Here is a 10,685-nt window from a genome sequence, read left to right on the forward strand (position 1 = left end):
TCTCCTCTTCGACGTGCTCCCCCTGCCGCCATCGAGCTTCGCCTTCCCGGGTCCGAGACCCGCGCCAGAACCTCCGGCCAACGATCCACCGGACATTTAGCCTTCACCCCAGGTCAGGAGATCTGGAATCCGTCCCAAAAAGGGACCCGTTTACACTATATCTGTATGGACGAGCCCATGAATCGATCGAACCGCGCGGAGGAGCCGCCGGCTCCCGCGTCGAGCGGGCGAGGAGACGAAATGAAAAAACATCTGGTTCTCAGTGCTTGCTTGGTGGCGCTCGCCGCGGCGTCCCCCATGTCATGCGAGTCGGCGGGCGACGACTACACGCCCTCGGACGCGGACTCCGACTCCGACTCGGACTCCGATTCGGACACGGACGTGGACTCCGATTCCGACTCCGACTCGGACACCGACACCGACACCGAGTACACCGGTCCCGCGATCCCGGAGACGTGCGAGCAGGCGGAGCTGGCGACGACGACGGTCGGTTGCCACTTCTACGCCATCGACCTCGACGCGCACGACTCGGTGGAAGCGCAGCAGTACGCGGTCGCGGTCTCGAACGTCAACCAGACCGATCCGGCGACCGTGACCATCTACAAGGGGAACCCCGCGACCTTCGGCTGGGATCTCCACAGCACGCAGGTCATCGAACCGATGAGCCTCTTCACGTTCAACCTCGAGGACTACCACATGGACGGCTCCGGGACGATGACCAAGGGGACGTACAAGGTCGAGTCGGACGTCCCGATCATCGCGTACCAGTTCAATCCCGTGGACGGCGCGTCGTCGTACCTCTCGGACGCCACGATGCTGATCCCGGTGCCGTCGCTGTCGCTGACCTACGACGTCATCGGCTGGAAGCAGAGCTGCTCGTCGATGTGCGACGGCGACATGCGCGCCTACTTCACCGTGGTCGCGACGAAGGACGGCACGGAGCTCGTCGTGTACCCGTCCACCGCGCCGCTCGCCGGCGGGGTCGTGCCGGGCACCGGCGACGCGTTCACCGTGGGCCTGGACGAGGGCGACGTGCTCGAGGTGGAGACGAACGCGCCCTGGGCCACGCTGACCGGCAGCCGGATCGAGGCGAACGCCGATCACCCGATCGCCGTGTTCTCGGGGCAGGAGTGCGCGTTCATCCCGTTCGAGACGTACGCGTGCGACCACCTCGAGGAGCAGCTGGCGGGCCTCAGGTTCTGGGGCAAGGAGTTCGTCGGCGCGCGGATGCCGATCCGCTCGACCGCGTACGAGACCGAGGCGGTGCTCTGGCAGATCTACGCGAGCGTGGACACGACCGTGACGATCGCCGCTGACTCCGGCGTGGTCGGGCCGCCGATCGGCACGTTCAACATGGTCGCCGGAGAGCTCCAGGAGTTCTACGCGTCCGGGACCCAGGACGCGCCGGGCGATCTCTACATCTACTCGGAGGAGCCGATCGGCGTGATGCAGTACATGATCGGCTCCGAGAACCCGAACTGCGGCAGCATCGGCGATCCGGCGATGGTGTACGTGAGCCCGGCCGAGCAGTTCCTGCAGCGGTACGTCGTGCTCGTCCCGGGCACGTGGATCAACGACGCGCTCGTGATCACTCGTACCGAGGGGGTCGGCGTCTTCCTCGACGACGTCGAGATCCCGAGCAGCTCGTTCCTGTCGGTCGCCGGCTCCGGCTACGAGGTGGCGCGCGTCGCCGCGGCGGACGGCATGCACACGCTGCGCTCCGCGGACGAGGAGGTGGGGCTCGGCGTCATGGTCGTCGGGTGGGACTCCTACGACTCCTACGCGTACATCGGCGGCATGGGCATGGGCGCGATCAACCCGGTCATCGAATAGCGCGGGGCCGGCGCCCCGCCGGAGGCGACATGCACAACCGAACCATCCTCGCCTGCGGGCTGTCGATCGTCCTCGCCGCGACCGCTGGGTGCTACTCCGTCGGCGCCGGCGACGCGGCCCCGGCGGGCGGGGCGGACGCGGACGGCGACGCGGACACCGACACGGACGTCGACACCGATTCCGATTCCGATTCCGACTCCGACTCCGACTCCGACTCCGACTCCGACTCCGATTCCGATTCCGATACGGAGTACGACGGCCCGGTGATCCCGGAGACCTGCGCGCAGGCCGCCCAGGCCAAGAACACGGTCGGCTGCCTCTTCTACGCCGCCGATCTCGACTCGCACGACTCCGTGGAGGAGCAGCAGTTCGCGATCGCGGTCTCGAACGTGAACCTGACCGAGCCGGCGACGGTGACCGTCCGCCAGGGCAACGCCGACACCTCCGGGTGGGATCTCCTCGACACGCACGTGGTCGAGCCGATGGATCTCCACGTCTTCGAGCTCGCCGACTTCCACATGGACGGCTCCGGCGTGATGGCCAAGGGCACGTACAAGATCGAGACGGACGTCCCGATCATCGCCTACCAGTTCAACCCGATCGACGGCGCCTCGTCCTACCTCTCCGACGCGTCGATGCTCATCCCGGCGGTCTCACTGGCCCTCTCCTACGACGTGGTCGGGTGGAAGCAGAGCTGCTCGACGATGTGCGACGGCGATATGCGCGCCTACTTCTCGGTCATCGCGACCGCCGACGGCACGGAGGTCACGGTGCACCCGTCCACCGCGCCGCTCGCGGGCGGCGACGTGCCGGGCACGGCGACCCCGTTCACCGTCACCCTGGACGAGGGCGATCTGCTGGAGGTCGAGACGAACGCCCCTTACGCCACGCTGACCGGCAGCCGGATCGAGGCGGACGCGGATCACCCGATCGCGGTGTTCTCCGGGCAGGAGTGCGCGTTCATCCCGTTCGAGGTGTACGCGTGCGATCACCTCGAGGAGCAGCTGCCGGGGCTGAAGTTCTGGGGCACCGAGATCGTGGCGGCGCGCATGCCGGTCCGCTCGGCCGTGGACGAGACCGACTTCGTGCTCTGGCAGATCTACGCGAGCGCGGACACCTCGGTCACCGTGGACGCCGACCCCGGCGTCACCGGCGTCGCGATCGGGACGTTCGAGATGGCCGCGGGGGAGCTCCTGGAGCTCTGGGTCCAGGGGACGGCTGCGGCGCCGGGCGACCTGTTCGTCTCCGCGGACGAGCCGATCGCGGTGATGCAGTACATGACGGGCGCCCAGTCCCTCAACGCGGGCGACATCGGCGATCCGTCGATGGTGTACACGAGCCCTACCGAGCAATTCCTGCCGCGGTACGTCGTGCTCGTCCCGGACACGTGGATCAACGACGTGATGATCGTCACGCGCAAAGCCGGCGTCGACGTGCTGCTCGACGAGACCCCGATTCCGGACGGCGAGTTCACCGAGGCGGCCGGCTCCGGGTGGGAGGTGGCCCGCGTCGAGGTGGCGGACGGCGTCCACACGCTGCGCTCCGCCAACGAGGAGTACGGGCTCGGCGTGGTCGTCGTGGGGTGGGACGAGTGGGACTCCTACGCCTACATAGGCGGCATGGGCATGGGCGCGATGAACCCGGACGCCGACTGAGCGCGAGGCCGCCCCCGCGGATCACCCCTTCACGGCGATCGCTAGCAGCTCGAACTCTTTCGGCGACGGCTTGACCCGCCGCGAGAACCTGCCGACCGTGCACCCGAATATCCCGATCTCGGCGAACCCGAGCGTGTGCAGCATCCAGCGCAGCTCGGAGGGCACGTAGAACCGCTCGTCGCAGCAGAGCACCTTCCGCCTGCCGCCGTCGTCCCGGGCCTCCAGGACCGAGCGCTCGCGCAGCGTCGCGAAGTCGAAGGAAAGCCGCGGCGTCCGCGTGGTCGTCGAGCCCGCGTCGAGGAACTCCTTCAAGGAGGACACGAGCGGGAACAGGGCGTTGAGCGCCGTGAAGATCAGCTTCCCGCCGCGCCTCAAAGACCGCGCGCAGCCCTCGAGGATGCGGTAGTTCATCTCGTCCGTCTCCATCAGGGAGAAGCCGCCCTCGCAGAGCATGATCGCCAGCCCGAATTGGCCCCTGAAGCCGAGCCTCCGCGCGTCGCGCTCGAGGAAGCGCACGCGGACGCCCGCCTCCCTGGCCTTCTGCGCCGCCCGCGCGAGCTGCGACGGGGAGAGATCGATCCCGGTGACGTCGTAGCCCCGCCGCGCGAGCTCGATCGCGTGCCGGCCGGTCCCGCAGCCGACGTCCAGGATCCGGGTCCGCTTGTCCCTGCCGATCTCCCGCTCGATGAAGCCGACCTCCTGTCGCGTGCCCCGCGTGAAGACCTCCGTGTCGTAGGTCCGCGCGTAGTCGGTGAACAGCTCCTCGTACCACTGCCGCATTCGGGCCTCCTTCTACCTCCCGACGAGGATCACGGTGCTCTGGGCGTTGACGTGGTAGCCGTCCTGCCGGTCGAGCCGGATCTCCTCGCCCGGCTCGGCCGCGTCGTCGGGGGCCCCGAGGCTCGTGTCGACCGCGCGGTACCACTCGAACCCCGCCGACGGCTTCGGCAGCGCGAACGCCCGCGCCCCCGCCGAGGCGTTCATGGCGACGTAGAGATCGCAGCTGCCGCCCGCGGGCATTCCCGCCTCGATCGCCCGCTCGCAGCCCTGGAGCCGGAACGCGAGGTGGCGCAGCTCCCGATCGAACCAGCTCGGCTCGCGGAGCCGCTCGTCGAACCACTGCACGTCGAGGATGCCGTCCGCGTTGCGATCCGCGCCCGACAGGAAAGACAGGCCGCGCAGGGCTGGATGCGAACGGCGCAACGCCATCAGCTTGCGGCAGAACGCGAAGAAGCCGCTGTTCTTCTCGAGCAGGGTCCAGTCGATCCAGCTCGTCGCGTTGTCCTGGCAGTAGGCGTTGTTGTTGCCCCCCTGCGTGCGCAGCATCTCGTCGCCGCCCAGGATCATCGGCACCCCGTGGGAGAGCATGAGCGCCGCAAACAGGTTGCGGGCGGCCTGCCCGCGCGGGCGGAGGACGTCCGGATCGTCGGTCGGCCCCTCGAACCCCCAGTTGCACGAGTCGTTGTTCGGGTTGCCGTCGCGGTTCTCCTCGAGGTTCGCCTCGTTGTGCTTGTGCGCGTACGAGACGAGATCGTTCAGGGTGAAGCCGTCGTGACAGGTGACGAAGTTGATGCTCGAGTACGGCGTGCGGCCGTCGTCGCTGTACAGATCCGCGCTGCCGGCGAGCCGGGTCGCGAGCTCGGGCACGAGCCCCGGATCACCCCGCCAGAAGCGGCGCGTGCAGTCGCGGTAGCGGCCGTTCCACTCGGACCACTCGAGCGGGAAGTTGCCGACCTGGTACGAGTCGCCGGCGATGTCCCACGGCTCGGCGATCAGCTTGACGCGCGAGATCACCGGATCCTGGTGCACGGCCATGAAGAAGCCGCAGATGTGATCGAAGCGGCCCCGCTCGCGGCCGAGCGCGGACGCCAGATCGAAGCGGAAGCCGTCCACGTGCATCGCCTCGACCCAGTACCGCAGCGAGTCCATGACCACCTTCAGGACCGCCGGCTCGTCGAGGTTCAGCGTGTTCCCGCAGCCCGAGAAGTCGACGTAGCGGCGCCGGTCGTCGCGGTCGAGGTGGTAGTAGACGGCGTTGTCGATGCCGCGGAAGCACAGCGTGGGGCCGCCCTCGCCGCCCTCGCCCGTGTGGTTGTAGACGACGTCGAGGATGACCTCGATCCCCGCCGCGTGGAACGCCTGGACCATCCGCTTGAACTCGGCGACCGCGGCCCCCGGCTTTCGGGAGGCGGCGTAGCGCTGATCCGGCGCGAAGAAGCCGACCGTGTTGTAGCCCCAGTAGTTCGTGAGGCCGAGCGCGGTGAGCCGCTCCTCGGCGTGGTGCTCGTGCACGGGCAGGAGCTCGATCGCGTTGACGCCGAGGCGGAGGAGGTGGGGGATCTTCTCGATCGCGCCGAGGTACGTCCCGGGCTTGTCGGCGCCCGCGGACGGATGCGCGGTGAGCCCCTTCACGTGCGCCTCGTAGATGACCGTCTCCGGCAGCGGGATCGCGGGGGGCGCGTCGTCGCCCCAGTCGAACGCGTCGTCGACGACCAGCGATCGCGCCGCGAACGCCGCGTTGTCGACCGGCTCGCTCCCTAAGTGCAGCCGCCCGTCGCCGTAAAACGAGCCGCTGAAGGCGCGCGCGTACGGATCCATGAGCAGCTTGTGGCGGTTGAACCTATGGCCCAGCTCCGGCCGGTCGGGCCCGTCGACGCGGTACCCGTACGCCTGGCCGGGGCGCAGCCCCTGGACGTGGCAGTGCCACACGAACCGCGTCCGGTTCTCCACCGCGATCGTGCGCGACGGGCGGTCGTCGCCCGGGCGGTGGAACAGCTCGAGCTCCACCCGCGTCGCGTGGCGCGAGAAGAGCGCGAAGTTCACGCCGGTCCGCGTGACGGTCGCGCCGAGCGGGTAGTAGGCGCCGGGGGTGACGGTGAGGGAGCGCATGGGACAGAGGATATAGGACTTCGGGGACTTGTGGGACAGGTGGGACGCGAAAAGTGGGACGCGAAAAGTTACTCGGCCATTCCCCTCAGGATCGCGGCGTCCTCCTCGGAGACGCCGTCCGGGGCGACGCACGCGGAGAGGTACGTGGCGTGCTGCGACGGGTGGCTGCCGTCCGCGCCGGAGTCGGCGCCGGCGTCCGAGCCCGCGTCCGAGCCCGCGTCCGTCCCGGAGTCCGGGGTCGCTTCCGTGTCCGTGTCCGCGCACGAGTAGAGATCCATCTCGTCGTCCGAGAAGGAGCAGGCGCACGTCAAGGCGAGAGCCGCCGGGAGCAGGCGCAGGACGGAGCTCGGTCTCATGTCGATTCACCTCCGCGCTCTTGGTGACTATAGACGCTGTGGAGGTTGAAGGACACAGCGGAGTCGCCGCGCACGCCGGTAAAAAAACGGCCTACTTCACCATCACACCCCACTCTGCGACGGTGAAACCGTCCCGATGGAATGCCGGGATCACGGGGGCCTGTGGTGCACCGCCGGCGCCTTCGGACGCGCACGCCGGCATGAGCGCCGCGGCGAGGAGCAGGTACGAAAGGTCCGATACGCGCATCGGGTTCCACCTCCGCTCTTTTCGTGTCCGTGCTCGGCTCCCCGGTTGAAGTGCAAGCCATCAGAAAAACCTGCTCGGAAATGTCAACCGTGGTTTTTCCCATGGTTGTTTTTTTTTTTGATGTGGAATTGTTGACGACGGTTTCCACGGAGGGGGCAGATGAGTCAAACACGTCGACCGGGCAAGATCCTTCTCGTCGACGATTGCCCAAGCTTCCGGCGCTTTGCCGCCAGACTGTTCGAGCCCCTGTATGACATCAAGTTCGCGGCGAGTGCCGCCGAGGCGATTACCGCGCTTGGCAAGAGCGCGTTCGATCTGGTCCTCCTCGACATCAACCTCGGCAAGGGCGAGCCGACCGGCATCGACTGCCTCCGCGCCTTTGCCGAGACCGGCCAGCGCGGCGCGGCGTGCATGCTCACGGCGCTCCTCTCGCCCGATCTGATGCACGAGGCGCTGCTCGCCGGCGCCGACGACTACCTCCTCAAGCAGGACGAGGCGCGCCTGCCGGAAGAGGTCGCAAGGCTGGTCGCGCTCGGCAACGTTCCACGCCAGCGGCGGCCGCGGTACGAGTCGATCGCGGATCCGGGGCTGCTGCGCTCGCTGCGGTTGGAGCCGGCGCAGGTCCGTGTCCTCATCGAGATGGTCGAGCTCGGCTACCCGCCGGACAAGGAGCTCGCCGACGCGCTCGGGTGCAGCACCAAGGCGCTCGTGGAGCGGATCGCGCGGATAGAGGTCAAGTTCGGGGCCATCGACCGGCGCCGGCTCGTCCGCTACCTAACGGTTTTGAGCGGTTTCGTCAGCAGGAGCCGGCTCGAGTGGGGGAGCGGCGCGGTCGATCGCTCGTCGCTGGTCGACGGGGCGACGGAGTTTGACGTTCCCGGCGCTCGGAACGATTGAACCCCGGAACGTCGATTCAAGGACTGTGTGCATGACCGAAGTTGCCAACGACACGCCCTCGCGAGGAGTACACGAAGCAGCACACCCCGCGCAGTGCGCGAGAGGCCCCCCGCCCGGAGCTTTCGCCGAGTCCCAAACGCCAGTCCGAGTCCGGAAAAATCGAGCGGGGAGCCAACAAACAGTATGGCTCCGGAAACGGAGAAAGACAAAATGCAGGGAAATCGTTTCGCCCTTCTGTCGCTTCTCGTCTTCTCGATGGTTTGCTTCGCTGGCAACGCGGTGGCGCAGAGTAGCGACGAGGTCAGCGGGGAGAGCGGGCCGTTCAACGACCCGGCCGAGACCGTCCCGTACTACGAGGAGTACGTGAACGATGAGCCCGAGGCGTTCGCCGAATCCACCTGCGAGCGGGTGGAGGTGAAGCCCGAGGACGAAGAGTGGTACTACTACAATGTGGCACTGCCCCTCGAGTGCGATCCGGAGTTCGAGGACTGTGGGGAGGACGACGACGGGGTCGGTCAGTCCGGCGGCTACACCCTCGACGGCGCCGGGCCGCAGTACTACAACGACTATCCACACACCTGCGACTACGACCGCAACAACTGGGTCAGGCTCAAGTCGGGCTCGAGCGCAAGCGCCGGCACAGTGGCGAGCATCTGGATGTGCTTCGGTCAACACTACCAAACCTACACCGCCCCGGATCCCGACTACGCGCGGCCCGAGACCCTTTGGTACGACGACACACCTTCCTCCGGCCAGGACGCGGCGTGCTTCAACCTTGGCCAGGGACCTTCCACCCCCAACACAACCGCCTACTACCACTTCTGCGACTACACCGATTGGCAGAATTTCTTCAGCTGGCTCGAGCCCGACGACTGGGATTGGGTCCGGTTCTGGACCGGCTCGAGCGACGGGCTACAGATCGAGGAGATCGAGATCATGCACAATGATCAGCAAATCTACCTCGAAACCGGGGTAAACTACTGGATGGACGTTTACTACGGGCGACAGCTATTCCTGGACTGGCGGATCGCGAAGTACAAGCACGACCTCGTGGCGGCAAAGGTAGGCGGAAGCCACATGAACCCGATCCTCGAGGTCGCGGCGCAGGATCTCGGCCACAGCGGCGCCCGGAAGTACGTCAGCGAGGACCGCGCGTGGTGCTCGGAGTTCGCCGTGTACGCGATCCAGCACGGCTCGAAGCTGTCGTCCGCTTGCCCTGGCATACCGACCCCCCTCGTGACCGGTGGGATCAGCATCCCCAGCGACATGGAGCCGTGGTTCAGCGGGTGCGGCAGGAAGATCTCCTACGCGAGCGTCATCGCGAACCCCAGCCTTCTGAAACCAGGATACTACCTGTCGTGGAACGACCAGGGACACAGCGTGATCTTCGTCGGCTGGGCCGGGACGCCGGGCTCGGGAGACATCTGGGTCATCGACGGGAACGGCCATGGCTGGAACAGCGTACGCTTGAACACGCGCCCGTGGTCGGAGTTCAAGACTTCCGATTTCGCTGGGAACACGTTCTAGGAGGATCTCATGTTACCGAAGAGCACGACGCCCGTTTCGATTCTCTCCTGGATGGCCGCTCTCGCCTGGGGCGTCGCGCTCTCGGTGACGTCGTGCGGGACGGACAGCCGCAACGGTGCCGGTCCGGACGGAGGTCCCGATTCCGATACGGACGCCGACTCCGACACGGACACCGACACGGACACCGACACGGATACCGACACGGGTACCGACACGGACACCGACACGGATTCGGATTCGGACGCCGAGACCTACTGGGACTGGAACGAGGTGATCCTCCCCGAAGTGCCGGCAGGCGTCTGCACATACTACATCAACAAAATGAACATCTGGGCGACAGCCGAGGACGACGTTATCATCTGCTTCGATGCGGACACGATACCGGGATTCGGGCTCGCCGAGTTCGACGGCTCATCGGTGTCCATGTCGATCCTGCCGCCCGGGGTGGACGGTCTCTTTTGCGAGGGAGTCTGGGGCGACGGCGAGGACGTCTGGGCGTGGGGCTTCATCGATCTCTCCAATCAAGAATACCGCGTCCTGCGACGCAACGGCGCGGCGTGGGTCGAGGAGTCGGTTGAGGGGTTCGAGGGCTGCTCGACCGCACCCGAGTACTGCACCATTCAGGCGATGTACGCCGACGTCTCTGGCCTGCCGCACGCGGTCGGGTGGCCGGACGCGGACTGGAACCCACCTAACGTGGGGACGCGCACGGTCTGGATGCGCGATCCAGACTCGTCCTCCTGGTTGATCGATGCGGAAGCCGTGTATCCGGGGTTCGATCAGCTCACCAGCCTCGGTGTGATCAGCGGAGAGACCACGCTCTGGGGCGGCGCGTCGGACGACGGTCCGAAGGTGCTCGAGGTCGGCACCGCCGTCGTGGACCTGGGCTATCCCTCGCCTACGAACCCCTTGTGGCTGTACCGGGACGGCGACGGCGCGATCCTGGCGACCGACGGCCTCTCCTTGCTCCGTTATTATGCCGAGTCGTGGACCGAGGAGGCGAGCACGACCTGCGACTCGTGGACTGGGTCCTGCTGGATGTCCGGCGCGGCCGACGGGGACGGCAACATCTACCTCGCCGGAGGGCGGGGGTGCTTCGGCGAGACCTACGACCAGTGGCGCATCGACCGTTGGGATGGAACCGACCTGGTCGAGCTGCTCGAGCCGTGCCCGGGAGAAGACACGTGTTGCGGAGTGGGGGACGTGGCCGTGGCCGGGAACCGCGTGTTCGCCGCGGCGAAGAGGGGCGAGACGTACGGCGTCCTGCTCTGGGCCGAGATA

The 10,685-nt window shown here is 67.2% G+C and carries 9 protein-coding genes; 5 read left to right on the forward strand and 4 right to left on the reverse strand.

All coding sequences use genetic code 11. The features are described 5' to 3' along the window. Positions 1-240: 240 nt before the first annotated feature. Both M0R80_28805 and M0R80_28810 read left to right on the forward strand, forming a co-directional pair. Positions 241-1,833: an IgGFc-binding protein gene (locus M0R80_28805; protein MCK9463638.1), complete on the forward strand. Its 1,593-nt coding sequence runs from the start codon at positions 241-243 to the stop codon at positions 1,831-1,833. 29 nt (positions 1,834-1,862) lie between these two features. Further along, a complete protein-coding gene (locus M0R80_28810; GenBank protein MCK9463639.1) occupies positions 1,863-3,488 on the forward strand; it encodes an IgGFc-binding protein in 1,626 nt (541 codons plus the stop codon). Positions 3,489-3,509: 21 nt separating this feature from the next. Here the strand turns inward: M0R80_28810 and M0R80_28815 are convergent, their stop codons facing one another. The 4 genes from M0R80_28815 to M0R80_28830 all read right to left on the reverse strand — a co-directional run bounded on the left by M0R80_28815 (position 3,510) and on the right by M0R80_28830 (position 6,980). Beyond that, positions 3,510-4,268, reverse strand: a complete 759-nt coding sequence (locus tag M0R80_28815; GenBank protein ID MCK9463640.1) for a methyltransferase domain-containing protein — start codon at positions 4,266-4,268, stop codon at positions 3,510-3,512. A 12-nt stretch (positions 4,269-4,280) separates the two neighbouring features. After that, positions 4,281-6,377 (reverse strand): glycogen debranching protein GlgX, encoded by a 2,097-nt coding sequence (gene glgX, locus M0R80_28820; protein ID MCK9463641.1) that lies wholly within the window; start codon positions 6,375-6,377, stop codon positions 4,281-4,283. A 68-nt stretch (positions 6,378-6,445) separates the two neighbouring features. Beyond that, positions 6,446-6,733 (reverse strand): hypothetical protein, encoded by a 288-nt coding sequence (locus M0R80_28825; GenBank protein MCK9463642.1) that lies wholly within the window; start codon positions 6,731-6,733, stop codon positions 6,446-6,448. A gap of 91 nt (positions 6,734-6,824) precedes the next feature. After that, positions 6,825-6,980 (reverse strand): hypothetical protein, encoded by a 156-nt coding sequence (locus M0R80_28830; GenBank protein MCK9463643.1) that lies wholly within the window; start codon positions 6,978-6,980, stop codon positions 6,825-6,827. 159 nt (positions 6,981-7,139) lie between these two features. Between M0R80_28830 and M0R80_28835 the strand changes: the two genes are divergently transcribed. The 3 genes from M0R80_28835 to M0R80_28845 form a co-directional block, all read left to right on the forward strand. After that, a complete protein-coding gene (locus M0R80_28835; protein ID MCK9463644.1) occupies positions 7,140-7,877 on the forward strand; it encodes a response regulator in 738 nt (245 codons plus the stop codon). A 210-nt stretch (positions 7,878-8,087) separates the two neighbouring features. Continuing rightward, on the forward strand, positions 8,088-9,404 hold the full coding sequence (locus tag M0R80_28840; protein ID MCK9463645.1) for a hypothetical protein: 1,317 nt from the start codon (positions 8,088-8,090) through the stop codon (positions 9,402-9,404). A gap of 9 nt (positions 9,405-9,413) precedes the next feature. Further along, on the forward strand, positions 9,414-10,685 hold a 1,272-nt coding region (locus M0R80_28845; protein ID MCK9463646.1), incomplete at its 3' end, for a hypothetical protein.

The sequence above is a fragment of the Pseudomonadota bacterium genome (assembly GCA_023229365.1).
Taxonomy (GTDB): Bacteria; Myxococcota_A; Polyangia; order JAAYKL01; family JAAYKL01; genus JALNZK01.

What these genes read in the sequence shown, in the direction of transcription:
- M0R80_28815 (MCK9463640.1), bottom strand. Translation starts at nt 4,268, where the DNA reads ATGCGGCAGTGGTACGAGGAGCTGTTCACCGACTACGCGCGGACCTAC.
- M0R80_28830 (MCK9463643.1), bottom strand. Translation starts at nt 6,980, where the DNA reads ATGCGCGTATCGGACCTTTCGTACCTGCTCCTCGCCGCGGCGCTCATG.
- M0R80_28835 (MCK9463644.1), top strand. Translation starts at nt 7,140, where the DNA reads ATGAGTCAAACACGTCGACCGGGCAAGATCCTTCTCGTCGACGATTGC.
- M0R80_28805 (MCK9463638.1), top strand. Translation starts at nt 241, where the DNA reads ATGAAAAAACATCTGGTTCTCAGTGCTTGCTTGGTGGCGCTCGCCGCG.
- M0R80_28825 (MCK9463642.1), bottom strand. Translation starts at nt 6,733, where the DNA reads ATGAGACCGAGCTCCGTCCTGCGCCTGCTCCCGGCGGCTCTCGCCTTG.
- M0R80_28810 (MCK9463639.1), top strand. Translation starts at nt 1,863, where the DNA reads ATGCACAACCGAACCATCCTCGCCTGCGGGCTGTCGATCGTCCTCGCC.
- glgX (MCK9463641.1), bottom strand. Translation starts at nt 6,377, where the DNA reads ATGCGCTCCCTCACCGTCACCCCCGGCGCCTACTACCCGCTCGGCGCG.
- M0R80_28840 (MCK9463645.1), top strand. Translation starts at nt 8,088, where the DNA reads ATGCAGGGAAATCGTTTCGCCCTTCTGTCGCTTCTCGTCTTCTCGATG.